The sequence below is a fragment of the Methylobacterium sp. 142-1Y genome (genome assembly GCF_057747795.1).
The window spans coordinates 2,616,604-2,642,998 of the sequence record NZ_CM173224.1; the positions used below are offsets into that span (position 1 = coordinate 2,616,604).

Genomic DNA, 26,395 nt, shown 5'->3' on the forward strand with positions numbered 1-26,395 from the left:
CCACCGGTGCCGCACCCCGGATCGACTGCCGTCTCGGACTAAAGTTTGTTGTGCCGCACCGTTGCGGCCTTCATCAAATCGCAGCACAGAGCGGGCCATCCAGCGGGCGGCCCGAGCCGCAGCCCTTGCGGGGCGCCGCGCTCTCACACGACATCGATCCGATCGGAGACACCATGAAGACGCGCGCCGCCGTTGCCTGGGAAGCCAAGAAGCCCCTCACCATCGAGACCATCGACCTCGAAGGCCCCAAGCCCGGCGAGGTCCTGGTCGAGGTGATGGCCACCGGTATCTGCCACACCGACGCCTACACCCTGTCGGGCCTCGATTCCGAGGGCAAGTTCCCGGCGATCCTCGGCCACGAGGGCGCCGGCATCGTGCGCGAGGTCGGGGCCGGCGTGACGACCCTGAAGGTCGGCGACCACGTCATCCCGCTCTACACGCCGGAATGCCGCAACTGTAAGTCCTGCCTGTCGCAGCGCACCAACCTCTGCACGGCGATCCGCTCGACCCAAGGCCAGGGCGTGATGCCGGACGGCACCAGCCGGTTCCGCTGCGACTCCACCGGCGGCAGCCCGGGCGCCAACACCGTGTATCACTACATGGGCTGCTCGACCTTCTCGAACTTCACCGTGCTGCCGGAGATCGCGCTCGCCAAGGTGCGCGAGGACGCCCCCTTCGACAAGATCTGCTACATCGGCTGCGGCGTCACCACCGGCCTCGGCGCGGTGATCTACACCGCCAAGGTGTGGCCGGGCGCCAACGTGGTGGTGTTCGGCCTCGGTGGCATCGGCCTCAACGTGATCCAGGGCGCCCGCATGGTCGGCGCCGACAAGATCATCGGCGTCGACATCAACCCCGACAAGCGGGCGATGGCCGAGAAGTTCGGCATGACCCACTTCATCAACCCGAACGAGGTCGGCACCGACAAGGTCGTGCAGGCGATCCTCGACGTGACGGGCGGCGGCGCCGACTTCTCGTTCGACTGCACCGGCAACGTCAACGTGATGCGCCAGGCGCTCGAGTGCTGCCACCGCGGCTGGGGCGAATCGATCGTCATCGGCGTGGCCGAGGCCGGCCGCGAGATCTCGACCCGCCCGTTCCAGCTCGTCACCGGCCGCGTCTGGAAGGGCTCGGCCTTCGGCGGCGCCCGCGGCCGCACCGACGTGCCGAAGATCGTCGACTGGTACATGGAGGGCAAGATCAACATCGACGACCTGATCACCCACACCATGCCGCTGGAGGACATCAACCACGGCTTCGACCTGATGCACGAGGGCAAGTCGATCCGCTCGGTCGTGGTGTTCTAAAGGACTGGTTGAACCCGGCGGTGCGCGACGCGTACCGCCGGGGACGGATACGAAACCCAGGGATCACGGCGACATGGACACCATCTCGAAGGCCCGCTCGCATGGCGGCATCCAGGGCGTCTACCGGCACGAGGCCGAGACGACGCGCTGCCCGATGACCTTCGCGGTCTACCTGCCGCCGCAGGCGGAAACCGGGAAGGTGCCGGTGCTGTGGTACCTGTCGGGCCTGACCTGCACCCATGCCAACGTGATGGACAAGGGCGAGTACCGCCGCGCCGCCGCCAAGCACGGCATCGCGATCGTCGCCCCCGATACCAGCCCGCGCGGACCCGATGTGCCGGACGAGCCCGACAACTGGCAGTTCGGCTGCGGTGCCGGCTTCTACGTCGACGCCACCCAGGCGCCGTACGACCGCAACTATCGCATGTGGTCCTACGTCACCGAGGAGCTGCCGGCCCTCGTCGCCCGCGAATTCCCCGTGGACATGGAACGCCAAGGCATCTTCGGGCATTCGATGGGCGGCCACGGTGCGCTCACCATCGCGCTCAACCATCCGGAGCGCTTCCGCTCGTGCAGCGCCTTCGCGCCGATCGTCCAGCCCTCGACCGCCGGCTGGTCGAAGCCGGCGCTGACCAAGTATCTCGGCGCGGACGAGGCCGCGTGGCGCCGCCACGACGCCACCGCTCTGATCGAGGACGGCCGCCGATTCCCGGAATTCCTGGTCGACCAGGGCACCGCCGATTCCTTCCTCGACGAGGGCCTGCGTCCCTGGCTGCTGGAGGAGGCGTGCAAGAAGGCCGGGATCGGGCTGACCCTCAACATGCGCGAGGGCTACGACCACTCCTACTTCTTCATCTCGACCTTCATGGACGACCACATCGCCTGGGCGGCCGAGCGGCTGCGCTGACCCTCAGGCCGGGGCGCGCCCGAGCGCCCCGGTGATGAAGCGGCCGGCCTCGGAGAGGCGACCGGGATCGATCCCGGTCGCGAGGCCGAGCCGGTCGCATTCCGCCACCACCGCCTCGGTGGCGACGTTGCCGGGGGCGCCCTTCGCGTAGGGGCAGCCGCCGAGGCCCGCCACGGCGGCATCGATCACCGACACGCCGAGTTCGAGGCAGGCGCGGAGATTGGCGAGCGCCAGCCCTCGCGTGTCGTGGAGATGCAGCGCGATGCGCTCGCGCGGGATCGTCTCCGCCACCGCCGCGACGCAGGCCCGGGCCGTCTCCGGTGTCCCGGCCCCGATCGTGTCGCCCAGCGAGACCTCGTAGCAGCCCATCTCGACGAGGCGACGGGCCACATCCGCCACGGCCTGCGGCGTCACCACACCCTCGTAGGGACAGCCGAGCACGCAGGAGACGTAGCCCCGCAGCGGAATCCCGGCGGCGCGGGCGGCCTGCGCCACCGGCCGGAAGCGCTCCAGGCTCTCGGCGATCGAGCAATTGATGTTGGCCCGCGAAAACGCCTCGGAGGCGGAGGCGAACACCGCGACCTCGCCGGCGCCCGCTTCCCGTGCCGCCTCGAACCCCTTGAGATTCGGCACCAGCACGGCGTAGCGCCCGGCAGGATTCGGCGGCAGCCTGGCCAGGATCGCGGCGGTGTCGGCCATCTGCGGCACCCATCGGGCCGAGACGAAGCTGCCGACCTCGATATGGGCCAGGCCGGCGGCGAGCAGCCGCTCGATCAGCTCCACCTTGACGGCAGTCGGTACGGTGACGGGCTCGTTCTGGAGCCCGTCGCGGGGACCGACCTCGACGATCCGCACCCGGGAGGGGAGGGGGCTCACGGCGCCTTCACCAGCGGGCACCGCCCATCCGCCAGGGGCCGGAACGCCTCGGCGGCGGGGATGGTCTGGACGAGCTTGTAATAATCGAACGGCCCCTTCGATTCGGCCGGGCTCTTGACCTGGAACAGGTACATCGGGTGGACGTGCCGTCCGTCCTCGCGCACCGTGCCTTCGCCGAAGAGCGGATCGTTCGTCGGCCCTGCCGTCATCCGGGCGACGACGGTCCGCCCGTCGGTGCTGCCGGCGAGCGTCGCGGCGCGCAGGTAGGCCAGCGCCCCGGCATAGACGCCGGCCTGGTTGGCGGTGGGGCGCCGGCCCTTCATCTGGGCGGCGAAGCGGTCGGCAAAGGCGCGGGTGCCGTCATTGGTGTCCCAGTAGAAGCCTTCCGTCAGGTAGAGCCCCTGCGCGTCCTTGAGGCCGATCGCGTGGACATCGGAGAGCTGCATCAGCAGGGCCGCCAGGTCCTGGCCGCCGCCGGTGATGCCGAACTCGGCCGCCTGCTTGACCGAGTTGACCGTGTCGCCGACCGCGTTGGCGAGCGCGATCACCTGGGCGCGGCTGGCTTGCGCCTGAAGCAGGAACGACGAGAAGTCGGCGGCTGCCGTCGGGTGGCGCACGGTGCCCACCACCTGGCCGCCCTCCTGCTTCACCACGCGCGCCGCGTCGGACTCGAGCGCGTGGCCGAAGGCGTAATCGGCGGTGAGGAAGAACCACTTCGTCTTGCCGGCACGCACCAGGGCCAGCGCGGTGCCGTGGGCCAGCGCCCAGGTGTCGTAGGTCCAGTGCACGGTGTTGGCCGAGCATTTCGGGCCGGTCAGGTCCGAGGTGCCGGGGCCCGACGCGATGAAGGCGGCCTTCGAATCGCGCACCACCTCCTGCACGGCGAGCGCCACCGAGGAGAACGGCACGTCGAGGATGGCGTCGACCTGCCCCTCGGCGATCCAGCGCCGGGCGGTGGCCGAGCCGATATCCGGCTTGTTCTGGTGGTCGGACTGGATCACCTCGACGGTGATCCCCGGCTGCTCCTTGCGAAAATCCTCGACCGCGAGGCGGGCCGCGACCACCGAGCCCTCGCCGGTGGAATCGGCGGCGAATCCGCTGAGATCGGTGAGCACCCCGAGCTTCAGGCGCGTCACCTCGGCATGGGCGGTGCCGGCGGCGAGGATGAAGGCGCCGCCGGCGAGCAGGCGGGTGGCGAGGCGGGTGAATGTCGGCATGGTTGTCCTCCCGGGAGAGTATTGATTGGCCGTTGGTTCGGCCATCGTTCGGTTGATTTAAAAATATTTTTGAACGGATTCACCCATATACGACCTCATCCTGAGGTGCGAACGGAGTGAGCCTCGAAGGAGGGCTCCAGGAATCTCTGTGTTATCTGGAGCCCTCCTTCGAGGTCGGTCGATCTTCGATCGACTGATACCTCAGGATGAGGTTATGGATGGGATGATCTCGTGAGAGACAGCCCGGTGGTTCCTTACCCCCGCCGCATCTCCCCCAGAACCTCCTGCGCCACGTCGAGCCGCACCAGGCGCCGCTCGACCAGCACGCGGGCCACCGCCTCGATCTCCTCGCCGAGCGCCCCGGCCATCATGGCGATGTTCTGGGCATGGAGCGCCATGTGGCCCTTCTGGATGCCGGTGGTGGCGAGCGCCTTGAGGGCGGAGAAGTTCTGGGCGAGCCCCACCGCCGCGATGATCCGGGCCAGCCGCTCCGCCGTCGTCGCCCCGAGAATTTTCAAACAGGCCTGCGCGGTCGGATGGAGCTTGGTCGCGCCGCCGACGAGGCCGACCGCCAGCGGCAGCTCGATCGAGGCGCTGAGGTCGCCGGACGCCGTGACCTCGTAGCGGGTGAGGCTGGTGTAGCGGCCCGAGCGCGCGGCGTAGGCATGGGCGCCTGCCTCGATCGCCCGCGTGTCGTTACCGGTGGCGAGCACCACGGCGTCGATGCCGTTCATGATCCCCTTGTTGTGGGTCGCGGCGCGGTAGGGATCGGCCTCGGCGAGGTGGTAGGCGCTGACGATCCCGTCCCGCACCTCCGGCCCGCCGATGGCGTCGGTGCGCCAGACCGCATGCGCCCGGGCGAGGCGCCGGTCGGCGAGGTTCGAGAGGATGCGCAAGTAGACCCGGCCGCCGCTCCAGCCGGCGATGTGGGGGGCCACCGCCTCCGCCATGGTGTTGACGGCGTTCGCCCCCATGGCGTCGCGGGTATCGACGATGAGATGCGTCACCACCATCGGGCCGCCCAGGCTGTCGAGCACCCGCACCTCGACATCGCGAAGACCCCCGCCGAGGCGCACCAGCACCGGGTCGCAGGCATCGCACAAGGCCCGCAACGCGTCGCGCTGCTCCAGGATGCGCAGGCGCGCCGCGTGGGGATCGCTCACCCCGACGACCTGCACCTGGGCGATCATCAGGTTGCCGGAGACCGAGGTGGTGAAGCCGTCCTGGTAGACCTGGCGGGCCGCGTTGCAGACCGCGGCCACCACCGAGGATTCCTCGGTCGCCATCGGGATCAGCACGTCCTCGCCGTCGATCCGCATGTTGGTGGCGATGCCGAGCGGGATAGTCATCGTGCCGACCACGTTCTCGATCAGCCGGTCGGCGAGGTCGGGGCTGAGGTTGCCGAACTCGGCGAGGTGCGCGACCTCGCCCGGGGAGAGGTCGGCGAAGGCGGCGACGAGGTCGAGGCGCTCGTGCGGACTCTTCTTGTGGAAGCCGGCGATGCGCGAGGTGCGGTTCGCCCGGGAAGTATCTTGCATGGTGCCTGCTGCCGCGTCGGTCGGGCTCGCGCGCGCCGGACGAGGGCGGCCGCATCCGCGGGCACCGTGGCGTTCCTCCCTCGTCCGGGCGTGTAAGACCCTGTTCGTTGTCGGCACCGTACCCGTCCGTGCCCCACCCACAAGGAACGCTTTGCGCCTTTCCGGGAGGGACCGTACCCTTCGCGGCATGGATACAGTCGGGACTCCCGAACCACGGACCCGGGTCGAGCAGGTGGTCGCCGGACTGAGCGAACGGATCGATCGCGGGCTCCTGCGCACCGGCGAACGCCTGCCGTCGATCCGGGCGGCGGCGGCCGGCTTCGCGGTGTCGAAGAACACCGTGGTCGAGGCCTATGAGCGCCTCGTCGCCTCGGGCCGGGTCGAGAGCCGGCCGGGCTCGGGTTTCTACGTGTCGAGCCGAAGGCCGGCCCCCGCCACCCCGCCGGGGCCCGTCCCGGTCGCGGCGGTCGACAGCGTCTGGCTGCTGCGCGAGCAGCTGGACCGGCATTACGACGTGCGCGTCGGCGACGGCCGGCCGCCGCCGGCCTGGATGGAGAGTTCGGAAATCGGCCGGCACCTGCGCCCGTCCCTGGGCGCGGCGAGCGAGAGCTACGGCAGCCCGGACGGTTACCTGCCCCTGCGCCGCAGCCTCGCGCTGCGCCTCGCCGAGCGGTCGATCCAGGTTGGGCCAGGGGGCGTGCTCCTCACCGCCGGAGCCAACCACGCCCTCGACCTGATCATCCGCCAGTTCGTGGCGCCGGGAGAGCCGGTGCTGGTCGACAGCCCGGGCTACTACCCGCTCTTCGGCAAGCTGCGCCTCGCCAAGGCGCGCATCCTCGGGGTGCGGCGCAATCCGGACGGGCCGGACGTCGCCCATCTCGACGCCCTGGCCCGCGCGAGCGGCGCGCGGCTGTTCTTTACCCAGTCGCTCGCCCACAACCCGACCGGCTGCTCGCTCACCCTGCCGGTCGCCCACCGGCTGCTCCAGCGCGCCGCTGCCCACGATCTGCGCATCGTCGAGAGCGACCCCTTCGCCGACGTGCTGCCGGCGGCGCAGGCCCGGCTCGCCGCCCTCGACCAGCTGGAGCGCGTGATCTATGTCGGCACCTTCGCCAAGACCCTCTCGGCCAGCCTGCGCTGCGGCTACATTGCTGCGCGGCCCGATATCGTCGAGGCCCTGCGCGATCTCAAGATGGTGACGAGCGTCAACAGCTCGGGCTTCGTCGAGCGGATCATCCACGACCTGATCGAGAGCGGGCGCTACCGCCGCCACCTGCGCCGCCTCGGCGGGCGGATCGAGGCGGCGTCCTTGCAGGGGAGGGCGGTCCTGCAGGGCTTGAGGCTTCCGGTCTTCGGCGAGCCGCGGGGCGGGTATTATCTCTGGTGCGGGCTGCCGCAGACGACCGACCTCGACGCCCTGTCGCGCCAGGCCGCCGCGCGCAGCATCCTGATCGCGCCCGGCGGGATCTTCTGTCCCGAGGGACCGGCCGGCCCGCCGATGATGCGGGTCAACGTCGCTTACTTGAGCGATCCGCGCTTCGCGCGGTTCATGCGGGAGGAGGCCGCGTCGCGATCCTGAGACGCCTCCCGCCGAGGGCGCGGAGGGGCGTTCTTACCCAGAGACGGCCAGGGCGAGGTCGGTTTGGGAGAAATCTCGTCCCTTGAACAGGATCGGCAGGCGGCTCCGGTGCGCGCAGGCATAGGAGAGGCAATCGGCGAAGTTCAGCCGAGCCGGATGACCCTGCCCCTTGCCGTAGACCGCGAAGGCTTCCACGGCCCGGCGTGCGACCTCGTCGTCGACCGGTACGATCGCTATCCGGGCGGCCCGAATGAACCCGTCGTACAGATCCTGGGCATCGAGGATGCTCAACCCGAGGATGCGGGCGAGGTTGATCGTGGCCTCGAGCCGGACATGCGCACCGGTCTCCCGTCGCTCGGCCCCGTCGATGAGGTCCAGGAAGACAGCCGCCTCCGCTTCGCCTGCGAGGATCGCGACAACGGCCGAGGTCTCGATGAACATCAGCGCTCCCAGAGCTGGTCGCGCTCATCGTCGGTGAGGGCCGGCAGCCTGGGGCGATCCGCCTTGGCGAGGGCCCGCGCGCGGAGCGCCGCGACCCGCTCGCGCAGCGGGATTTCCTCCTCGGCGCGGCGGATCTCGTTGTGCAGAGCGAGCTTGATCGCCGCAGTGAGGGTCGGGGCCCCGCGCGTTCTCATCACGGCCTCTGCGAGGGCCCGGATCTCGCGATCACGGATGCTGAGCATGGCGCCTCCTGTCGGTACCGATGTCTATACACCGCACTCGGCAGCGTCCATACACCGGGCGGTGCCGGTCGAGGCTTCACGGCAGGACCGCCAGGTAATGCGCCAGCGCCTTGATGTCGGCATCCGACAGGGAGCCCGCCACCTCGGTCATCGCCGCCCCGCCCGAGCTCGGGCGGGTATTGGCCCGGTAATCGCCGAGCGCCTTGGCGAGATAGCCTTCCGGCAGGCGGGCGATGCGGGGCGCGGCCTGGATGCCGAGATAGGCGTCGCCGTGGCAGGCGGCGCAGCGGTGCTGGAGGGACGCCGCCGCGCCGGCCTTGGTGAGGTCGGGTTGCGTGTCCGCGGGCGGCTTGGTGTCCGGGAAGGGGAGGGAGGCGAAGTACTTGCCGAGCGCCCGGATGTCGTTGTCCGACAGCCCCTCCGCCACGCCCTGCATGATCTCGTTCTTGCGCCGGCCGGCGCGGAAGAACACCAGCTGCAACTGGATGTAGTTGCTGGAATGCCCGGCGATCGGCGGCGCGCCCTCGGCCAGGGTCTCGCCGTGGCAGGCGAGGCAGGCCTGCGCCACCTCGGGCGCCTCGGCGGCCTGAACCGCGGCCGAGGCGATCAGGCCCAGAGCGGCGAGCGCGGCGCGGGCCGGCCCGGAGAACCTCCGGGCCGGCGGGCAGGCGCGGGGTTTCGCGCGGCTCACTTGGTGTAGGCGATGCGATAGATCGCACCGGCCCAGTCGTCGGCGACCAGCAGCGACCCGTCCGGCGCCACCAGGATGTCGGCCGGCCGGCCGGTATAGTCGCGGTCGCCCTTGAGCCAGCCCGAGGCGAAGGTCTCCATCTTGGCGTTCTTGCCGTCCGGATCGACCACCACCCGCTCGATGCGGCCGCCCTGGTACTTGTGGCGGTTCCAGGAGCCGTGCTCGGCGATGAAGATGTTGTTCTTGTACTCGGCCGGGAAGGACGAGCCGGTATAGAACTTCATGCCGAGCGGCGCGACGTGAGCCCCGAGCTTGGCCACCGGCGGGGTGAACTCGGCGCAGGTGCGGCCCTGGGCGAATTTCGGATCCGGCATGTCGCCCTGGTGGCAATACGGATAGCCGAAATGCTCGACGACCTTCGAGATCATGTTGAGCTTGTCGCTCGGGATGTCGTCGCTCATCCAGTCGCGGGCATTCTCGGTGAACCAGTAGCGGCCGGTGCGCGGGTCGATGTCGCCGCCGACGCTGTTGCGCACGCCGAGCGCCACGATCTCCGCAGCCCCGGTCTTCAGGTCGACGCGGCGCACCTGCGACACGCTGCTCGGCGGGTTGCCGATGTTGAAGGGCGGGCCGAACGGCACGTAGACCCAGCCATCCTTGTCGAAGGTCAGGTATTTCCAGCCATGCGCCACGTAGGACGGCATGTCGTCGTAGACGACGACCGGCTCCGGCGGCTTGTCGAGATTGGCCTCGATGTTATCGTAGCGATAGATCTTGTCGATCGCAACGACGTAGAGCGCGCCATCGCGAAACGCGAGGCCGGTGGGCATGTTGAGGCCCTTGAGGATCGTCTTGACGACCTTCTTGCCGCCCTGGTCGACGATGGCATAGACGTTGGTCGCGCCGAACGAGCCGACGAACAAGGTACCCTTGTCACTGAGCGCCATCTGCCGCGCCTCGGGCACGCCGCTGGCATAGACGCTGATCGTGAAGCCCGCCGGCAGCTTCACCGCCTTCAGGTTCTCCGCCAGTTCCTCGTCCGAGGCCGGCAGCGCCGGGTTGGCGGGCGGCGCCAGGCCCTTCTGCGCCGAGGTCTCGTCGCCGAGGAACCAGTCCGGCGGCGGGTTCTTCCAGAACGCCTTGCCGCTCGAATCGTATTGCTTGAGGGCCTGCGCCTGGGCCGCCCCGCCGGTCAGGCCCATCGCCACGAGGGCCGCCGCCAAGACCTTGCGACGCATCAAGGCCGCACGGCGCGTTCCGGTCATCCCGCGCACTCGCATGTCCGCCTCCTCCCGTTGTGTTTTTCCGTCGCCCTTGTGGGCGTTCGTCGCGAGGCGCACCCTGCGGTGTCCTCGCTTCGCCCACTGTCGAGTTGGACACGGCCTGTCGTCAAGGGGAGGGGACGGAGCTGACGAGGCCGCGCGCGGTCTCGTGACCGGCGATGCGTCTCAGCGCGGCGCCTGCGCCAGGAGCTTGCCGAAATCCGCGTCGAGCGACGTGAGGGCGCGGTCGATCCGCCCGCGCTCGGCCGTGACCCACGCCGCTTCCTCGGCCACCGTGCGGTCGGCGGCATCGAGCATCCGGGTCATCTCGGCCGGTTGCGGCCCGCCGCTCGTCGCGCGGTCGCGCACGATCGCCACGGGGTCGAGGGTCTGGCGGAACTCCGCCTCGCTCATCGGCAGGGGCGCGGCGGGCTGATTCATCTCCCGCAAGGTGCGCTCGTAGAGCGCCTGCGCCTCGGCATAGGGGAAATCGCTCGGATGGGCGTCGTGGGCGCGGGCATAGTCGACGATCTCCGACGCGAAATGGTGCCCGACGCGGAAGGGCAGGCCGTAGCGGCGCATCAGCACGTCCGCCAGTTCCTGCGAGGCGGTCCAGTCGCTGTTGAGCTCCTCGAGCGCCCGCTCGGGGCTGATGACGAGGGCGTTCAGCGCGCGGTCCCAGAGGTCGAGCATCCGGGTCGCGCCCGCGAGCACCGCGGCGTTGTCGCGGACGGATTTGGCGTCGCTCATCCCCGGCGGGATGTTGTGGGCCTGGATCGCCCGCCCGATCCCGAGCGACACGACGCGTGAAGCCTCGGCGCGGGTGTCGTTGAGGAGGCCCGGATTGCGCTTCTGGGGCATCGCCGAGGAGACGTAGGTATTGCCGTCGCCCTCGCGCAGCAGGATCCAGGGACGCGCCTGCGCGTACTGGGTCATCACGTCCTCGACGAAGGCGCCGCAATGGAGCGCGATCGCGGTCGCCACCGCGCCCACCTCCACGGGGATCTCGGTCGCCGAGATCTGGGCTGCGTCGTAGGCGTTGTCGACCAGCGCCGGGAAGCCGAGATAGGCCGCCATCCGGGCGCGGTCGAGCGGCCAGCTCGTCCCGTTCAGCACCGTGGTGCCCATCGGCGAGCGGTCGAGCCGCGTGAAGGCCTGCCGCAGCCGCTCGGCGTCGCGGGCGAGCCCGGCGACGTGGCCGAGGAGATAGTGGCCGTAGCTGTTGGCCTGGGCGGCAACGCCGTTGGTGTAGTTCGGCACCACCGTGTCCCGGTGGGTGCGCGCCAGCCGCACCATCGTGGCGGTGGTCCGGCGCAGGGCGTCGGCCAGCCGCAGCATCTCGTCGCGGATGATCGCCGCCCGCACGGTCGAGAGCATGTCCTGGCTCGACCGGCCGGCATGGAGCAGGGTCGCCTCGACGCCCGCCGCCTCGATCAGCAGCGGTTCGAAGGTGATGACGAGCGTCGGACGCTTGGCGCCGGGCTGGTCGCCGGCCTTCAGCACGGCGTCGAGGCCCTTGGCGATCCGCGGCGCGAGGCCGGCGTCGAGCAGGTGCTGCTCGGTGTTGATGACGGCGCTCGCCTTGTTGATCTCGCCGAGCCAGTAGAACTCGTCGCGGCGGGGCGTCGGCTCGGCCGGTGCGGCGGTGGCGCCGGCGATCATCGCGCCGGCGAGCAGGGCTTGTCTGAGCATCGTCCACCCTCCGGCGGATCGGTTCTGCCCGCCTGTGGGCCGGGATAGCCGGCGGGGCGGGGTGGGCTCAAGCGCGGGGGGCGCGGGGCAGGGTCTCGACGAAGCTCAAGCCCACCGCGTCATTCCGGGCTCCGCTGTCGCGGCCACGGAATGACGAGGAGGATGTGAAGACTGTCGATGAGGTCGAACGGACGTTCAGCGCAGAAAGCTCGACATCGCCGACAGCCCATTGATCACCCGCACCGCCTCCGCGACACTACCGGCCTCGAAGCTCACGGCGCTGCCGTCGCGGCGTTGGAGTCCCGGCCATTGGCCGAACAGATCGGCCAGTGCCGGGGTCTGGGCCCGCACCGTCACCGCGAGCGGGCCGGGGATTCGGAACGGCGGCGGCAGGGGGCGGCCCAAGGCCATCGTCACACCGGCCCGGATCGCCGCACAGGACGCCTCCGGCGACAGGCTGATGCCGCTGTGGCAGCCGGTCGCCCGCTTGGTCTCGACGAAGACGGTCTGGGGAAACAGCGCCCGGTTCTCGGCGATGAACACGTCGTCGCCGCTCGCCATCGCGACCGGCACGCCGAACTCGCCGGCGAGCGCCCCGTAGATCCCGGCCTCACCCAGTTCCTGTCCGTCGAGGGCGATCGCCGCGAAGGCGAAGCCGTTGATGGTGTGGGCGAGGATGCCCCGGCCGTGGGCGCGGGAATGGTAGCCGATCAGGCCGACCGCATCGATCCCGAGATCCACTCCCGCCATCATGCCCAGCGGGCGCGGCTTGCCCTGGATCGCTCGCGCGCGGGGATCGAGGAGGTCCGCCGGCATGTTGCGGAAATCGCCGTGCGAATCGTTGACGAAGACCTCCTCGGCTCCGGCCGCGAAGGCACCGGCGATGGCCGCGTTCGCCTCCTGCACCATCCAGAGGCGGGCCTGCTCGTAACCGGGGGCGCCCCTGCGGGTCTGGTCCGGATGGACGATTCCGGCCACACCCTCGATGTCGGTCGAGATCAGGACCTTCATGGCGCTTCCTGAGAGGGGAGGGCGGCGGGGTCGGACAGCAATTCGGGCAGCACCTCGGTCAGGGCCGGGCGGGTCTGGCCGTTGCGGCCGGTCACCGTCTCGGCGCGCCACAGGGCGTTGACGATCGCCTGCTCGATCCCGTCGGCGACCGCCTCGAAGAGCGGGTCGAGATGGGCATCGTGCAGCATCGCCACCGCCGGCATCGGGGTGCCGGGATCCTGCGGCAGCGTATAGGCGGTCGAGAAGGCGAGCGCGATGTCGCCGCTGCCGTGGCCGAAGACCGAGCCGGTGCGGGCAAGGCCCGCGCCCGCCCGGAGCGCCAGGCGCCGGAGCTGGCGCGCGTCGAGGGGCGCGTCGGTGGCGATCGTCAGGATGATCGAGCCCTTCTCCGGCTTGGCGACCGTCCCGGGATCCTCCAGCCGCTCCGCGAGGACCGGCCCGACTGCCCGGCCACCGATCCGCAGCTGCGCGGGCCGGCCGAAATTCGCCAGCACCAGCGTGCCGACCGTCACGGCCCGCCTGCCCGCCTCGACCTGCCGCGAGGCGGTGCCGATGCCGCCCTTCACCCCGAAGCACGACATGCCGCGTCCGGCACCGACCGCGCCCTCGGCCACCGTCACGTCGGCGGAATCGTGCGCCTGGCGGTAATGCGCCTCGCCCACGACCATCCGGGCCATGTCGTTGAGGGTGCCGTCGTTGCACTCGAAGACGAGCGGGTTCACGGTCGGCAATTCGCGGCCGATGCCGGGATTGACCGCGAGCGCCGCCCGGATCTGGGCGGCCGCCACCGCCGGCACCCCGAAGGTGTTGGTGAGCGCGATCGGCGTCTCGATCAGCCCGAGTTCTTCCAGTTGCATCAGGCCGATCGACTTGCCGAAGCCGTTCAGCACCGCCGCCGCCGCCGGGACCCGGTCGTGGTAGAGGTCGCCGGCATGCGGGCGGATGACCGTCACGCCGGTCTGGATCGCACCCTCGGCGAGCGTGCAATGGCCGACGGTGACGCCGGCAACGTCGGTGATCGCGTCGCGCGGGCCGCTCGGCAGGGCGCCGATGCGCGGGGGAGTGTCGGTCATGCGCGGTCGAGCTTGGGGTCGAGGGCGTCGCGCAACCCGTCGCCGAGGAGGTTGAAGGCGAGCACGGTGAGGAAGATCGCCAGGCTCGGGAAGATCGCGACGTGGGGCGAGGAGACCATGTCGGCGCGGGCATCGTTCAGCATCGCGCCCCATTCCGGCGTCGGCGGCTGCGCCCCCATCCCGAGGAAGGACAGGCTCGCCGCGGTGATGATCGAGGTGCCGAGCCGCATCGTGAAGTAGACGACGATCGACGAGACCGTGCCGGGCAGGATGTGGCGCAGGAGGATCGTGCGGTCCGAGGCGCCGATGCTGCGGGCGGCCTCGATATAGGTCGCGCGCTTCAACACCAGGGTGTTGCCGCGAACGAGCCGCGCGAAGGCCGGCACGCTGAAGACCGAGACCGCCACCACGACGTTGACGAGGCTGCTGCCGAGGATCGCGACGACGCCGAGCGCGAGCAGGATGCCCGGGAAGGCGAACAGCACGTCGGACAGGCGCATCACGAGGCGGTCCCACCAGCCCTCGTAATAGCCGGCGAGCAGCCCCAGCACCGTGCCGATGAGCCCGCCGATCGCCACCGACAGGAATCCGGTGGCGAGCGAGATCCGCCCGCCGAGCAGGATGCGGCTCAGGATGTCGCGCCCGAGGGGATCGACCCCGAGCCAGTGTGCGAAGGACGGCCCCTCGTTGATCCGGTCGTAGTCGAAGAAGTTTTCCGCGTCGTAGGGGGCGATCCACGGCGCCAGGATCGCCACGACGACGAGCAGGACCACGAAGGCCAGGGCCACGACGGCGACGGGCTGGCGGCGGAACTTGCGCCAGAACTCGGACCAGGGGGTGCGCACGCCGGTGGGCACGGCGGCGACGGCCTTCGTGGCGGTGAGTGCGGTATCGGTCACGGCCGGCTCACTTGTAGCGGATGGTCGGGTTGATCAGCCCGTAGAGCAGGTCGACGACGAGGTTGATCAGGATGAATTCGAGCGAGAACATCAGCACCAGGGCCTGGATCACCGGATAGTCGCGCTGGTTGACCGAATCGACGAGGAGGCGGCCGACGCCCGGCCAGTTGAACACCGCCTCGACGACGATCGAGCCGCCGAGCAGGAAGCCGAATTGCAGGCCCATCATGGTGACGACGGGGATCAAGGCGTTGCGCAGGCAGTGCTTGGCGATGACGACCCGCTCCTTGAGGCCCTTGGCGCGGGCGGTGCGGACGAAGTCTTCGCCCAAGACCTCGACGAAGGAGGCGCGGGTGAAGCGCGCCATCACGGCGGCCACCGCCGCCCCGAGGGTGAGCGAGGGCAGGATGTAATGCTGCCACGAGCCGGCGCCGACGGTCGGCAGCCAGCCGAGGCCGACGGAGAAGATCTGCATCAACAGCATCCCCAGCGCGAAGGCCGGGAACGAGATGCCGGAGACGGCGAGCGTCATCCCGAGCCGGTCCGGCCATTCGTTGCGGTAGACCGCCGAGACGATGCCGATGACGAGCCCGAAGGCGACCGCCCAGGCCATGCTGGTCAACGTGAGCAGCAGGGTCGGCATGAAGCGCTCGCCGATCTCGGTCGCAACCGGCCGCCGCGTGCGGATCGAGGTGCCGAAATCGCCGTGCGCCATGTTCAGGAAGTAGCGGCCGAACTGCACCGGCAGCGGGCGGTCGAGGCCGAGTTCGGCGCGTACCAGTTCCACGGTCTGCTGGTCGGCATCCTGGCCGGCGGCGAGCCGCGCCGGATCGCCCGGCAGCATGTGGACGAACAGGAAGACCAGCACCGCGACGATCGCGAGCGTCGGCAGGAGGCCGAGGAGCCGTTTGAGGAAGAAGGTCAGCATGGCGCCGGGGATGGGAAGGGAAGGGGAGGGCGCCGCGCGGCGGCGCCCCGAATGGCCTTACGGCGCGATCGCGGCCTCGCGGCTGTCGATGTTGCCGTCCGGCATCACGTACACGCCGGACAGGCGGGCGGAGGTGGCGTACACGTTCTGCTCGATGACGAGGGGCGCCCAGGGCGCATCCTTGTAGATCAGTTCCTGCGCCTTGGCGTAGAGATCGGCCTTCTCGCTATCGCTCGTCGTGACGAGCGCCTTGGCGATCAGGGCATCGACCTCGGGGTTGCTGTAATAGGCGGTGTTGTTGAGCTTCGGCGGCCAGGCTTCCGTCGAGAAGAGCGGGCGCAGGGCCCAGTCGGCCTCGCCGGTCGAGGACGACCAGCCGGCATAGTACATCCGCACGCGGGCGGTCTTCGGATCGGGGGCGGTCTGCACCCACTCGACGCGCTGGCCGGGCTCGAGCGCCTGGGTCTGCACCTTGATGCCGACCTGGGCGAGCTGCTGCTGGACGAACTGGATCGCCTTCTGCGCCGTGCTGGTGGTGTAGGCGCTCCACAGGGTGGTCTCGAAGCCGTTGGCGTAGCCGGCCTCCTTCAGGAGCTGGCGCGCCTTGGCCGGGTCGTAGGGCCAGGCGCTCATCGGGTGGGCATAGAGCACGCCGGCCGGCACGATCCCCTTGGCGGGCGTCGCGTAGCCGTTGAAGGCCACCTTGGCCAGCGCCTCCTTGTTGATCGCATAGTTGATCGCCTGGCGCACGCGCAGGTCGTCGAACGGCTTTTGCAGCATGTTCATGCTGACATAGCGCTCGATGATCGAATCCTGCGCGATGACCTTCAGCTTCTTGTTCTCAGACAGCGTCTTGGCCTGCTCATAGGGGAGCGGGGAGACGAAATCGGCCTCGCCGGTCTGGAGCATCGCCGCGCGGGTGCCGTTCTCCGGCACCGGCTTCCAGGTGATGCTGTCGACCTTCGGCAGGCCGGCCTGCCAGTAACCGGCGAACTTGGCGCCCTTGACCGAATCGGTCTGCTTCCACTCGACGAAGGTGAACGGGCCGGTGCCGACGGGATGGAAGGCGATGTCCTTGCCCCATTTCTGGAGCGCGGCCGGCGAGATCATCGCCGCGGAGGCATGCGCCAGCGAGTTGATGAAGGGGCCGAAGGGCTCCTTGAGGGTGATGCGGACGCTATAGGGCGAGACCACCTCGATGGTCTTGACCCGGTTGAACTGGTTGAAGCGGGCCAGGCGATTCTCGGGGTTCAGCACCCGCTCGAGGTTCGCCTTCACGGCATTGGCGTCGAACGCCGTACCATCGTGGAATTTCACGCCCTCGCGCAGCTTGAACGTGTAGACGAGGCCGTCGGGCGTGACCTCGTAGCTCTCGGCCAGGACGTTCCTGACCTTCAGGTCCTTGTCGAACTCGAACAGGCCTTCGTAGAACGACTTGGTGACCGCAGTCGTGAGCGTGGTGTTGGTGTTGTAGGGGTCGAGCGTCTCGGGCTGCACGCCGATGACGAGGACCGGGTCGCCGGCGGCCAAGGCCGGGGCGATGAGGCCGCAGAGCAGGCCGGTGGCGAGGAGAGCGTGGCGGAGCATGGGGGTGTCTCGGGTCATTGGTGGCGTCTTCCTTGAGGTCTCGGATGTTGTTTGATGCGACTGGAAAATTCCGTCCCAGCCGCGACCTCATCCTGAGGTGCGACTGAAAGGAGCCTCGAAGGAGGGCTCCAGAGATCACTGAGAATTCTGGATCCCTCCTTCGAGGTCAGTCGATCTTCGATCGACTAACACCTCAGGATGAGGTTGCGGATGGGATGGAATCTGTCGCTCACCTCGCGCGGTCTCACGCCGCGAGGCCGCCGACCGTATGGCGGGCGGTCCAGTGGCCCGGACCGACCTCGACCAGCGGCGCCACCTCCGGCTCGTCGCCGAGCGCCCGGACCGGGCTCGGGATCTCGCCGGTGAGGAGGCCGCGGGCCTTGGCGTGGCGCCGCGCCGGATCGGCGACCGGCACCGCGGCCATGAGCTTCTTCGTGTAGGGATGCTGCGGGTTCTCGAAGATCGCCCGGCGCGGCCCGATCTCGACGATCTGGCCGAGGAACATCACGGCGACCCGGTGGCTCACCCGCTCCACCACCGCCATGTCGTGCGAGATGAACAGGTAGGACAGGCCGAGCTCGCGCTGCAAGTCGAGCATCAGGTTGACGATCTGGGCCTGGATCGAGACGTCGAGGGCCGAGACCGCCTCGTCGGCGACGATCACCTTCGGGTTGAGCGCCAGCGCCCGCGCGATGGCGATGCGCTGGCGCTGGCCGCCGGAGAATTCATGCGGGTAGCGCGCGCCTTGCGCCGGGGTCAGGCCGACCCGCTCCAGCAGCCAGGCCACCCGCGCCTCGGCCTCGCGCCGGGGCGTGCCGTGCACGAGCAGCGGCTCCATGATCGAGAAGCCGACGGTGAGCCGCGGATCGAGGGAGGCGTAGGGGTCCTGGAAGATGAACTGGATGTTCTTTCGCAGGGCCTGGAGCTTGTTGGGGGCGAGGTCGCGGATGTTCTCGCCCGAGAACTCGATCAGCCCGCTCTGGCTCTCGACGAGGCGCAGCAGCGAGCGGCCGGTCGTCGACTTGCCGCAGCCGGATTCGCCGACGAGGGCCAGGGTCTCGCCGGCCTGGAGATCGAAGCTGATCCGCTCGACCGCGTGGACGCGCCGGCGCACCCGGTTGAGGAGGCCGCCGCGGATGTCGAACCGGGTGACGAGGTCGCGCACCCGCAGGATCGGCGGGCCGGGCCGGCGGGTATCCTGCGGCGCCTCGGCGGCGGGCGCGGGCTCGGGCGCCTCGGGCCGCAGCAGGTCGAACTTGCGCGGCAGGTCGCTGCCCGCCATGGCGCCGAGCCGCGGCACGGCGGCGAGCAGCGCCTTGGTGTAGGCGTGGCGCGGCTCGGCGAAGACGGCGGGGGCCTGGCCCTCCTCGACCTTGTCGCCGCGGAACATCACCAGCACGCGGTCGGCGATCTCGGCCACCACGCCCATGTCGTGGGTGATGAAGACGACGCCCATCTTCATCTCGTCCTGGAGGCTGCGGATCAGCTCGAGGATCTGGGCCTGGATGGTGACGTCGAGCGCCGTCGTCGGCTCGTCGGCGATCAGGAGCTGCGGCCGGCACGCGAGCGCCATCGCGATCATCACCCGCTGGCGCATGCCGCCGGAGAGCTGGTGGGGAAACCGCGTCAGGACGTTGCGGGCCTCCGGGATGCGCACGAGGTCGAGCATCCGCAGGGCCTCGGCCCGGGCCGCGGCATGGCCCTTGCCCTGGTGCACCCGGATCGATTCCGCGATCTGCTCGCCGGCGGTGAAGACCGGGTTGAGCGAGGTCATCGGCTCCTGGAAGATCATCGCGATCTCGGCGCCCCGCATCTCCCGCATCTCGGCGTTCGAGGCGGTGGCGAGGTCGAGGATCGCGCCGGAGCGGCGCCGGAACAGCATCCGCCCGGTGGCGATCGTGCCGCCGCCATGCTCGACGAGGCGCATCAGCGCCAGCGAGGTGACGGACTTGCCCGAGCCCGATTCACCGACGATCGCCAGGGTCTCCCCGGCCTCGACGTGGAACGACAGGTCGCGCACCGCCTCGACGGTGCGCTCGGAGGTGGCGAAGCGCACGGTCAGGTCCGAGACCGACAGGATGCGCCGGTCGGGCAGGATCAGCGACGGGACGGGGGCAGGGGAGGGGGGCACGGTCGGCACTCAGAAGATGGCGGTCGTGGGCATGTCGCCGGCCCGGACGAGGCCGCGATACATCCCCGCGGTGTTGAACGGCATGGCGACCCGGCCCCGCGCATCGACCGCGATGAGGCCGCCCTGGCCGCCGAGCGGCGTCAGCCCGTCGCGGACCGTCGCTTGCGCCGCGGCGTCGAGATCGAGCCCGCCATAGGCCATGCGGGCGCAGACGTCGTAGGCCGCCGCCGCCCGGATGAAGACCTCGCCGGTCCCGGTGCAGGACACCGCCGCGCTGCGGTCGTCCGCATAGGTGCCGGCGCCGATCAGCGGCGAATCGCCGATGCGGCCCGGCCGCTTGTTGGTCATGCCGCCGGTCGAGGTGAGTGCCGCGAGGTGGCCGTGACGGTCGAGCGCCACGGCGCCGACGGTGCCGAATTTCCGGCGTTCGTCGAGGGGCGCCTGTTCGTCGTGGTCGAGGCTGACCCGCCCGCCGGCCTGCGCGGCCTCGAGCTGCCGGCGGCGCGCCTCGGTGGAGAAGAAAGTCGGCTCGACCATCTCGAGGCCGTGGGCGCGGCAGAATTCCTCGGCACCTGCGCCGGCGAGCAGCACGTGGGTGGCGTCCTCCATCACGGCCCGCGCCGCCCGGCCCGGCCGGCGCACCCGCGCGAGGCCCGCGACTGCACCTGCGCGCAAGGTGGCGCCGTCCATGATCGCGGCGTCGAGCTCGTGGGTGCCGGCGCTGGTGAAGACCGCACCATGCCCGGCATTGAACAGCGGGCATTCCTCCAGGAGGTCGACCGCGATGGCGACCGCATCGAGCGCGCTGCCGCCCTCGCGCAGGCAGCGTTCGCCGGCGGCCAGGATCTCGGTGAGCGCCGCGTGATAGGGCGCTTCATAGGGCGCTTCGCCGTCGCTGCCGGCTTCCGGCCGCGCGATCGTGCCGGCGCCGCCATGGATGACGAGGACGGGGCGGGGATCGGTCATGGCTCGGGATCCGGGTCGGGGGAGGGGACGGCGCTGCCGCGGATCGGCCAGGCGGCATAATCGCCGTCGAGCCAGGGCAGGACCGATTCCGTGAGCCGGGTCGCCGCGGCGACGAGGCTGCCCGAGGCATGCGCCACGGCGCTCGACAGGGCCTCGACCAGGGCGGCGAGGCTGGCGTCCGAGGCGGCGAAGTAGCGGCTGTCGGTCCGCACGCACAGCGTGATCGTGGCCTGGGCGGCGATCGGCGAGTGCGGCCCGTCGGTCAGCGCCAGCACGGTCGCGCCACTCTCCCGGCCTTGCGTCGCCAGCCGCACCGTGTCGGTGAAGTAGCGCGGCGTGGCGAGCACGATCACGAGGTCGTCCGCGGTCAGCCGCCGCATGGCCCGCGCCGCGAAGGCCGGGCCCTCGACCGTGGCGAGCAGGTGGACGTCCTGGCGGGTGAGGTCGAGGTTGCGGGCGAGCAGGCCCGCCGGCCAGGACGAGCTGCCGAAGCCGACGATGTAGACCCGCCGCGCCGCCTGGATCGCCGCCACCGCCCGCGCGCAGGCCCCGGCATCGAGGCTCGATCGCGTCGCCTCCAGGTTGCGCCCGATCGCCGCGAAGGTCGCGTCGAAGACGCTGGCCGGGTCGGCCGGCTGCTCCAGGTCGCCGCGCAGCTTCTCCACCGGCGCCAGCGCGCCCTCGAAGCCCAGCACCAGGGCGGCGCGGAACTGGGCATAGCCCTCGTAGCCGAGCGCCCGGGCGAAGCGGTTGGCGGTGGCGATCGACACCCCGACCAGCTCCGCCAGCTCGGCGACCGGCAGGGTCGCGGCCTTCAGCGGATGATCGAGCACGTAGCGCGCCACCTCACGATGCGACTGGCTCAAGGCCGGGAAGCTGCGGGCGATCCGCTGGGCGACGGAGGCGCCGTCGGGCGGGCCGCTCACGGCTGACCGTACCCGCCGAGGTGATCGAAAAATCTCATGAAGGTGATAGTGGCGAGATTTTTATGCCGAATGCAAGCCTCTCGGTGCCGGGATAGCGGGCAAGCCCTGCCCGATGCTCAGGCATGCGGACGGCGGTGCTGCCTGCTCCCTGGGAGGCTGTGTGGGAGGAAGAAGGGACACAGGTTTTCCCCTCCCCCCTCTGCGGGGGAGGGTGGCCTGCGGAGCAGGCCGGGAGAGGGGCAGCGCGACGCTGATCCAGGTAGCGCCCTCCAGAACGGTTCCGCCTCATTCGGAAGAGTGGTTCCCCTCTCCCGCCCCACTCCGTGGGGCACCCTCCCCCGCAGAGGGGGGAGGGGGAAACCTGCGCCATTCCTGTCCCCGAACAGTCCTGGATCATCCGAGACAGGCAGCCGACGATCGACAACGCTGATCTGCGCCCCGAACCGCTTGCCAACGCCGCCGCCGGGACCCATCCAGGGCTGGTGTCACAGCTTGCCCCGCCCCCTCCCGCCCCCGACATGACCAAGCCCGCCCGCGAAGGCCTGCCGCCGGCGCAACGCCGGCAGGCGATGGCGGCGGTGCTCGCCGGCGTGGCTCTCGCCACGCTCGACACCGCCATCGCCAACACCGCGCTCCCGACCATCGCGGCCGATCTCGGCGTCGATCCGGCGGATTCGGTCTGGATCGTGAACGCCTACCAGCTCGCCGTGGTGGCGACGCTGCTGCCGATCGCGGCTTTGGGCGAGATCGTCGGGCAGAGGCGGGTCTATCTCGCGGGGCTCGCGCTGTTCACCCTGGCTTCGCTCGTCTGTGCGCTGGCCTGGTCGCTGCCGGCGCTCGTCGCCGCCCGCGTGCTCCAGGGCGTCGGGGCGAGCGCCCTGATGGCGGTCAACGTCGCGCTGATCCGCTTCATCTACCCGACGCACGAGCTCGGGCGGGGCCTCGGCCTCAACGCCTTCGTGGTCGGCGTCGGCTTCGCCCTCGGGCCGACGATGGCCTCGCTGATCCTGGTGGCGGCGCCCTGGCCGTGGCTCTTCGCCGTCAACCTGCCGATCGGCCTCGCGGCCCTGGCGCTCGCCCGCCGCGCCCTTCCGGAGACAGCCCAAGCCGGCCACGCCTTCGACCGGATCGGCGCGCTCCTCAACGCCGCCACCTTCGCGCTGTTCGTCCTCGGCCTCGGCGAGGCGGCCCATGCCGGGCCGCTCTGGCGGGTGCTGGCGGAGTTCGGCGGCGCGCTCGCCTGCGGCACCCTGCTGCTGCGCCGCCAGGCCGACCACCCGGCCCCGATGCTCGCCGTCGACCTGTTCCGGCGCCCGCTCTTCACGCTCTCGGCGGCGACCTCGGTCTGCTCCTTTGCCGCGCAAGGCCTCGCCTTCGTGTCGCTGCCGTTCCTGTTCCAGCACGATCTCGGGCGCTCGCAGGTCGAGACCGGCTTCCTGATGACGCCCTGGCCGCTGGTCGTCGCCGTGATGGCGCCGATCGCCGGACGCCTCTCGGACCGCTACCCGCCGGGCCTGCTCGGCGGCATCGGGCTGGCGATCCTGGCGCTCGGCATGGCCTCGCTGGCGGCGCTTCCGGCCGAGCCGAGCGTCCTGAGCCTCACCTGGCGGATGGCGTTGTGCGGGGCGGGCTTCGGCTTCTTCCAGGCGCCGAACCTGCGCGCCATCATGACGAGCGCGCCGCAGGCCCGGGCCGGCGGCGCGAGCGGCATCGTGGCGACCTCGCGGCTCCTCGGCCAGACCACCGGGGCGGCCCTGGTGGCAGCCTGCTTCGCGATCGCGGCGGCGCACGGCCCGGCCCTGGCGCTCGGGCTCGGTGCCGCCTTCGCGGGCGTCGCCAGCGTGGTGAGCCTGTCGCGGCTGGCCGTCCGGCCGGGGCGGGAGGCGGCGTGACCGCACTCAACGACACTCAAGGAGGAAACCCCATGATCCACGTCCTCGCCATCATCCGGACCAAGCCCGGCCAGCGCGACACGGTGCTCGAAGCCTTCCGGGCCAACGTGCCCGCCGTCCATGCCGAGGAGGGCTGCATCGAGTACGGCGCGGCGATCGACACCGACGGCGTCGGTCCGTTCCAGACGCCGTTCGGGCCGGACACCTTCGTGGTGATCGAGAAATGGGCCAGCCTCGACGCCCTGATGGCGCACGCGGCCGCGCCCCACATGGCCGCTTATGGGGCGAAGACCAAGGACCACATCGTCTCCCGGGCGATCCACGTCCTGTCGCCGACCTGAGAGCTTGTTTGAGTTTATCGTCAGTCAAAGCCCTGGGACAAGGCGGCGCATCCTATTCCCTCACCTCATCCTGAGGTGCGAGCGGCAGCGAGCCTCGAAGGAGGGCTCCAGAGGTCTCGGTGATCTCTGGAGGCCTCCTTCGAGGTCAGTCGCTCTGCGATCGCGTGCGATCTGCGATCGCCAACACCTCAGGATGAGGTGCGAGGGTGGGACGTTCCTTCGTTTGCAAGGATCAAATCGGGAAGACGCGCTCAGAACGGCTCTGGGCCGTCCGCGGGACCGTCACCCCGAGGGCGCTCGCACCTTGACGCCGAGCATCGCCTCGAAGGGCAGCACCATCGCGCCCTTGTCGCGGGCGCCGTGGCCGGCGAGCAGCGCCATCTGGTAGGTTGCGGTCGCCGCTGCCGTCACCGGGAGCGGAAAGCCGCGCCCGACCGAGACCTCGGCGGCGCTGACGAGGTCCTTGTACGCCTTGGCGAGCGGATAGCCCTCGTCGAACTCGCCCTTGAGGATCCGCGGCACGAAGTATTGCGAGGCGTAGCTGCGGCTCGTGCCGGTCGTCACCACGCCGGCCAATTGCTGCGGGTCGAGGCCCATCGCCACCGCCATCGGCAGCACCTCGGCAAGCGCCGCGATGTTGATGTCGTAGATCACGTTGTTGATCGTCTTGGTGAGCTGGCCGCTGCCGAGTGGACCCATATGCAGCACCTGGGTGCCGATGCGCTCGAGCAGCGGCTTCATCGCCGCGAAGGTCTCAGGGCTACCGCCGCACATCACCGTGAGCGTCGCGGCCTCGGCCCCGGCCGGCGCGCCGGAGACCGGCGCGTCGAGGAACGGGAAGCCTCGCGATTCCAGCGCCCGGCCGATCGCCACCGCCTGCCCATGCGCGATGGTGCTGAGATCGACTACGATCGCTCCCGGCGCGAGGCGGCTGACGAGACCGTCCGGGCCGAACAGCACGCCCTCGACCACGTCGCCGTCGGGCAGGCACAGGATCAGCACCTCGGCGCCCGCGACCGCGTCCCGGTCGGTCGTGACGGTGATGCCCGGCTCCGACAGGCCGGCGATCCGGGCCGGATCGGCATCGACCGCGAGAAACGTCTCGGTGCCGTCCCCCTTGCGGGCGAGGTTGCGGGCGATCGGCCAGCCCATCCGGCCGAGGCCCATCACGGCGATGCGGCGGCTCACCGAACCACTCCCTTGTCGTCGGCGGAGTCGATCCCGATCGCCTCGAGGAACCGCGACACCATGTTGTAGGCGCCGATCGTGGCGGTGAGCTCGACGATCGCCCGCGGGTCGAAATGGTCGCGCAGCGCCGAGAAGACCGCCGGATCGACATGGATGGTGCGGGTCATCGCGTCGCAATAGGCCAGGACCGTGCGCTCGCGCTCGCCGAACACGGCGGTGGGTTCCCAATCGGGCAGGGCGTCGAGCTGGGCTTGAGTCACGCCTTCGCGGAGCGCGATCGGCACGTGCTGCTCGGCCTCGTAGCGGGCCCCGTTCAGATGCGCGACCTGCACGATTACCAGTTCGCGGATGTCGCCGGGCAACTCGCAGCGCTGGCGGATCGCGGTCAGGAAGGCGAGCCAGCCCTCGGCGACCGGTGGGCTGTGCAGCAGCATCGCGTAGAGATGCAGGATCTCGCCCCGCTCGGCGACGATCCGATCGGCGAGGGGGGCCGTCTCGGGCCGGGTGGTGTCGGCGTAGGGGATGCGGGCCATCGCGGGGGGGGGCTCCAGTGATGCGTCGTCGCATCCGGTACCAGACGGCGCGCTCCCCCGCGACCTCGCTTCAGGCGCTCCGGCTCAGGGGCTGCGCCGCGTGGAATCGCTGGATCTCCAGGTGGATGCGGTCGAGAGGCACCACCTTGGCCGCAGCCCCCCGCTCGATCGCCTCCTTGGGCATCCCGAACACGACGCAGCTCTCCTCGTCCTGGGCGATCGTCTGGGCACCGGCGCGGCGCATCTCCAGGAGGCCGTTCGCCCCGTCGTCGCCCATGCCGGTCATCAGGATGCCCAGCGCGTTGGCGCCGGCGGCCTGCGCCGCGGACCGGAACATCACGTCGACGGAGGGGCGGTGGCGCGAGACGAGGGGACCGTCCTTGACCGCGACCGAGTAGGTCGCGCCGGTCCGCTGGATCAGCAGGTGCCGCCCGCCCGGCGCGATCAGGGCGCGGCCCGGCAGCACCGCATCCCCGGTCTCCGCCTCCTTGACGGCGATGGCGCAGAGCCCGTCGAGCCGGCGGGCGAAGGCGGCTGTGAAGTGCTCGGGCATGTGCTGCACGATCACGATGCCGGGCGACAAGGCCGGCAGCAATTCCAGCACGTCGCGCAGGGCCTCGGTGCCGCCGGTCGAGGCGCCGATGCAGACGATCGGCTCGGTGCCCGTCACCCGGCGGGTCGGGACCGGCGGCGGCAGGATCGCGTCCGCCGACAGCTTGGCCTCGACGGTCCGGCGGGCGTCGCGCCGCGGGCGCAGGCGCGAGCGGGCGGCGGCCCGCACGGCGTCGCAGACCCGCACGGAGGATTCGACCAGGAACTGGCGCGTATCGACCCGGGGCTTGGGCAGCACGTCGACGGCGCCCGCCTCCAGCACCTCGAACAGCATCCGCGAGCCGGCTTCCGTCAGCGTCGAGCAGACGATCACCGGGATCGGCCGCTGCGCCATGATCTTGCGCAGGAAGGTGAGGCCGTCCATGCGCGGCATCTCGAGGTCGAGGATGATGACGTCGGGCACCTCCTCCTGGATGCGGCGTGCCGCCACGAACGGATCGGCGGCGGTGCCCACCACCGCGATGTCGGAGGCCGTGGCGAGGATCTGGCAGAGCGTCTGCCGGACGGAGGCCGAATCGTCGACGACGAGGACGCGGATCGGGGCGGTCGCGGGCAT

At 70.5% G+C, this 26,395-nt stretch carries 24 protein-coding genes; 5 read left to right on the plus strand and 19 right to left on the minus strand.

Features of this window, described 5'->3' with window-relative positions; translation table 11 throughout:
- Positions 1-173 precede the first annotated feature (173 nt).
- Positions 174-1,307, plus strand: coding sequence for an S-(hydroxymethyl)glutathione dehydrogenase/class III alcohol dehydrogenase (locus AC3AOF_RS11875; RefSeq protein WP_236990590.1), 1,134 nt, complete (start codon positions 174-176; stop codon positions 1,305-1,307).
- 73 nt (positions 1,308-1,380) lie between these two features.
- Entirely contained in the window at positions 1,381-2,214 is an 834-nt protein-coding gene (gene fghA / locus AC3AOF_RS11880) for an S-formylglutathione hydrolase (protein ID WP_488348640.1), read from the plus strand.
- A 3-nt stretch (positions 2,215-2,217) separates the two neighbouring features.
- Here fghA and AC3AOF_RS11885 read toward each other — a convergent pair whose 3' ends face one another.
- The 3 genes from AC3AOF_RS11885 to AC3AOF_RS11895 form a co-directional block, all read right to left on the minus strand.
- Positions 2,218-3,090, minus strand: coding sequence for a hydroxymethylglutaryl-CoA lyase (locus tag AC3AOF_RS11885; protein ID WP_236990592.1), 873 nt, complete (start codon positions 3,088-3,090; stop codon positions 2,218-2,220).
- The gene (locus AC3AOF_RS11890) at positions 3,087-4,307 is read right to left on the minus strand and encodes an ABC transporter substrate-binding protein (protein ID WP_488348641.1); all 1,221 of its coding nucleotides are present in this window, start codon (positions 4,305-4,307) and stop codon (positions 3,087-3,089) included. Before AC3AOF_RS11890 ends, AC3AOF_RS11885 begins: the two co-directional genes overlap by 4 nt.
- A 254-nt stretch (positions 4,308-4,561) precedes the next feature.
- Positions 4,562-5,845 carry a hydroxymethylglutaryl-CoA reductase, degradative gene (locus tag AC3AOF_RS11895; RefSeq protein ID WP_236990594.1) on the minus strand — a complete coding sequence of 428 codons (1,284 nt, stop codon included), beginning with the start codon at positions 5,843-5,845 and terminating at the stop codon, positions 4,562-4,564.
- Positions 5,846-6,032: 187 nt separating this feature from the next.
- Between AC3AOF_RS11895 and AC3AOF_RS11900 the strand changes: the two genes are divergently transcribed.
- Entirely contained in the window at positions 6,033-7,424 is a 1,392-nt protein-coding gene (locus AC3AOF_RS11900; RefSeq protein WP_236990595.1) for an aminotransferase-like domain-containing protein, read from the plus strand.
- Between the two features lie 33 nt (positions 7,425-7,457).
- Here AC3AOF_RS11900 and AC3AOF_RS11905 read toward each other — a convergent pair whose 3' ends face one another.
- From AC3AOF_RS11905 to AC3AOF_RS11965, 13 genes are all read right to left on the minus strand, one after another.
- Positions 7,458-7,865, minus strand: a complete 408-nt coding sequence (locus tag AC3AOF_RS11905; RefSeq protein WP_488348642.1) for a type II toxin-antitoxin system VapC family toxin — start codon at positions 7,863-7,865, stop codon at positions 7,458-7,460.
- On the minus strand, positions 7,865-8,107 hold the full coding sequence (locus AC3AOF_RS11910; protein WP_139038415.1) for a type II toxin-antitoxin system VapB family antitoxin: 243 nt from the start codon (positions 8,105-8,107) through the stop codon (positions 7,865-7,867). Before AC3AOF_RS11910 ends, AC3AOF_RS11905 begins: the two co-directional genes overlap by 1 nt.
- A gap of 76 nt (positions 8,108-8,183) precedes the next feature.
- Positions 8,184-8,798 carry a c-type cytochrome gene (locus tag AC3AOF_RS11915; protein WP_488348643.1) on the minus strand — a complete coding sequence of 205 codons (615 nt, stop codon included), beginning with the start codon at positions 8,796-8,798 and terminating at the stop codon, positions 8,184-8,186.
- Positions 8,795-10,000 (minus strand): PQQ-dependent sugar dehydrogenase, encoded by a 1,206-nt coding sequence (locus tag AC3AOF_RS11920; RefSeq protein WP_236992822.1) that lies wholly within the window; start codon positions 9,998-10,000, stop codon positions 8,795-8,797. The genes AC3AOF_RS11915 and AC3AOF_RS11920 overlap by 4 nt, the downstream gene beginning before the upstream one ends.
- A gap of 246 nt (positions 10,001-10,246) precedes the next feature.
- Positions 10,247-11,752 (minus strand): argininosuccinate lyase, encoded by a 1,506-nt coding sequence (locus tag AC3AOF_RS11925; protein WP_236990598.1) that lies wholly within the window; start codon positions 11,750-11,752, stop codon positions 10,247-10,249.
- Between the two features lie 195 nt (positions 11,753-11,947).
- Complete coding sequence (locus tag AC3AOF_RS11930) at positions 11,948-12,763, minus strand: M55 family metallopeptidase (protein ID WP_488348644.1); 816 nt, start codon at positions 12,761-12,763, stop codon at positions 11,948-11,950.
- Positions 12,760-13,836, minus strand: a complete 1,077-nt coding sequence (locus tag AC3AOF_RS11935) for a DmpA family aminopeptidase (RefSeq protein WP_488348645.1) — start codon at positions 13,834-13,836, stop codon at positions 12,760-12,762. Before AC3AOF_RS11935 ends, AC3AOF_RS11930 begins: the two co-directional genes overlap by 4 nt.
- Entirely contained in the window at positions 13,833-14,735 is a 903-nt protein-coding gene (gsiD, locus tag AC3AOF_RS11940) for a glutathione ABC transporter permease GsiD (RefSeq protein ID WP_488348646.1), read from the minus strand. Before gsiD ends, AC3AOF_RS11935 begins: the two co-directional genes overlap by 4 nt.
- 7 nt (positions 14,736-14,742) lie before the next feature.
- Complete coding sequence (gene gsiC / locus AC3AOF_RS11945) at positions 14,743-15,663, minus strand: glutathione ABC transporter permease GsiC (protein ID WP_488348647.1); 921 nt, start codon at positions 15,661-15,663, stop codon at positions 14,743-14,745.
- Positions 15,664-15,720: 57 nt separating this feature from the next.
- Positions 15,721-17,250, minus strand: a complete 1,530-nt coding sequence (gsiB, locus tag AC3AOF_RS11950) for a glutathione ABC transporter substrate-binding protein GsiB (RefSeq protein ID WP_488348648.1) — start codon at positions 17,248-17,250, stop codon at positions 15,721-15,723.
- 244 nt (positions 17,251-17,494) lie between these two features.
- Positions 17,495-19,381 (minus strand): dipeptide ABC transporter ATP-binding protein, encoded by a 1,887-nt coding sequence (locus tag AC3AOF_RS11955; RefSeq protein WP_488348649.1) that lies wholly within the window; start codon positions 19,379-19,381, stop codon positions 17,495-17,497.
- Between the two features lie 9 nt (positions 19,382-19,390).
- The gene (locus AC3AOF_RS11960; protein WP_488348650.1) at positions 19,391-20,347 is read right to left on the minus strand and encodes an isoaspartyl peptidase/L-asparaginase family protein; all 957 of its coding nucleotides are present in this window, start codon (positions 20,345-20,347) and stop codon (positions 19,391-19,393) included.
- On the minus strand, positions 20,344-21,273 hold the full coding sequence (locus tag AC3AOF_RS11965; RefSeq protein ID WP_488348651.1) for a MurR/RpiR family transcriptional regulator: 930 nt from the start codon (positions 21,271-21,273) through the stop codon (positions 20,344-20,346). Before AC3AOF_RS11965 ends, AC3AOF_RS11960 begins: the two co-directional genes overlap by 4 nt.
- 518 nt (positions 21,274-21,791) lie before the next feature.
- On the opposite strand from AC3AOF_RS11965, the gene AC3AOF_RS11970 reads away from it, so the two are divergent.
- Both AC3AOF_RS11970 and AC3AOF_RS11975 read left to right on the plus strand, forming a co-directional pair.
- Positions 21,792-23,165, plus strand: coding sequence for an MFS transporter (locus AC3AOF_RS11970; protein WP_236992823.1), 1,374 nt, complete (start codon positions 21,792-21,794; stop codon positions 23,163-23,165).
- A gap of 32 nt (positions 23,166-23,197) precedes the next feature.
- Complete coding sequence (locus AC3AOF_RS11975; protein ID WP_236990607.1) at positions 23,198-23,506, plus strand: putative quinol monooxygenase; 309 nt, start codon at positions 23,198-23,200, stop codon at positions 23,504-23,506.
- Between the two features lie 282 nt (positions 23,507-23,788).
- On the opposite strand, the gene AC3AOF_RS11980 is transcribed toward AC3AOF_RS11975, so the two are convergent.
- The 3 genes from AC3AOF_RS11980 to AC3AOF_RS11990 form a co-directional block, all read right to left on the minus strand.
- Positions 23,789-24,694, minus strand: a complete 906-nt coding sequence (locus AC3AOF_RS11980) for an NAD(P)-dependent oxidoreductase (protein ID WP_488348652.1) — start codon at positions 24,692-24,694, stop codon at positions 23,789-23,791.
- A complete protein-coding gene (locus AC3AOF_RS11985) occupies positions 24,691-25,227 on the minus strand; it encodes a carboxymuconolactone decarboxylase family protein (RefSeq protein ID WP_488348653.1) in 537 nt (178 codons plus the stop codon). The genes AC3AOF_RS11980 and AC3AOF_RS11985 overlap by 4 nt, the downstream gene beginning before the upstream one ends.
- A gap of 70 nt (positions 25,228-25,297) precedes the next feature.
- On the minus strand, positions 25,298-26,395 hold the full coding sequence (locus AC3AOF_RS11990) for a protein-glutamate methylesterase/protein-glutamine glutaminase (RefSeq protein WP_236990610.1): 1,098 nt from the start codon (positions 26,393-26,395) through the stop codon (positions 25,298-25,300).

Excerpts from the sequence above, each read along its gene's own strand:
- AC3AOF_RS11985 (WP_488348653.1), bottom strand. The coding sequence starts at position 25,227 with ATGGCCCGCATCCCCTACGCCGACACCACCCGGCCCGAGACGGCCCCC.
- AC3AOF_RS11905 (WP_488348642.1), bottom strand. The coding sequence starts at position 7,865 with ATGTTCATCGAGACCTCGGCCGTTGTCGCGATCCTCGCAGGCGAAGCG.
- AC3AOF_RS11900 (WP_236990595.1), top strand. The coding sequence starts at position 6,033 with ATGGATACAGTCGGGACTCCCGAACCACGGACCCGGGTCGAGCAGGTG.
- AC3AOF_RS11920 (WP_236992822.1), bottom strand. The coding sequence starts at position 10,000 with ATGGGCCTGACCGGCGGGGCGGCCCAGGCGCAGGCCCTCAAGCAATAC.
- fghA (WP_488348640.1), top strand. The coding sequence starts at position 1,381 with ATGGACACCATCTCGAAGGCCCGCTCGCATGGCGGCATCCAGGGCGTC.
- AC3AOF_RS11910 (WP_139038415.1), bottom strand. The coding sequence starts at position 8,107 with ATGCTCAGCATCCGTGATCGCGAGATCCGGGCCCTCGCAGAGGCCGTG.
- AC3AOF_RS11930 (WP_488348644.1), bottom strand. The coding sequence starts at position 12,763 with ATGAAGGTCCTGATCTCGACCGACATCGAGGGTGTGGCCGGAATCGTC.
- AC3AOF_RS11875 (WP_236990590.1), top strand. The coding sequence starts at position 174 with ATGAAGACGCGCGCCGCCGTTGCCTGGGAAGCCAAGAAGCCCCTCACC.
- AC3AOF_RS11975 (WP_236990607.1), top strand. The coding sequence starts at position 23,198 with ATGATCCACGTCCTCGCCATCATCCGGACCAAGCCCGGCCAGCGCGAC.
- AC3AOF_RS11890 (WP_488348641.1), bottom strand. The coding sequence starts at position 4,307 with ATGCCGACATTCACCCGCCTCGCCACCCGCCTGCTCGCCGGCGGCGCC.
- gsiC (WP_488348647.1), bottom strand. The coding sequence starts at position 15,663 with ATGCTGACCTTCTTCCTCAAACGGCTCCTCGGCCTCCTGCCGACGCTC.
- AC3AOF_RS11960 (WP_488348650.1), bottom strand. The coding sequence starts at position 20,347 with ATGACCGATCCCCGCCCCGTCCTCGTCATCCATGGCGGCGCCGGCACG.
- AC3AOF_RS11925 (WP_236990598.1), bottom strand. The coding sequence starts at position 11,752 with ATGCTCAGACAAGCCCTGCTCGCCGGCGCGATGATCGCCGGCGCCACC.
- AC3AOF_RS11990 (WP_236990610.1), bottom strand. The coding sequence starts at position 26,395 with ATGCCCGCGACCGCCCCGATCCGCGTCCTCGTCGTCGACGATTCGGCC.
- AC3AOF_RS11970 (WP_236992823.1), top strand. The coding sequence starts at position 21,792 with ATGACCAAGCCCGCCCGCGAAGGCCTGCCGCCGGCGCAACGCCGGCAG.
- AC3AOF_RS11895 (WP_236990594.1), bottom strand. The coding sequence starts at position 5,845 with ATGCAAGATACTTCCCGGGCGAACCGCACCTCGCGCATCGCCGGCTTC.
- AC3AOF_RS11935 (WP_488348645.1), bottom strand. The coding sequence starts at position 13,836 with ATGACCGACACTCCCCCGCGCATCGGCGCCCTGCCGAGCGGCCCGCGC.
- gsiB (WP_488348648.1), bottom strand. The coding sequence starts at position 17,250 with ATGCTCCGCCACGCTCTCCTCGCCACCGGCCTGCTCTGCGGCCTCATC.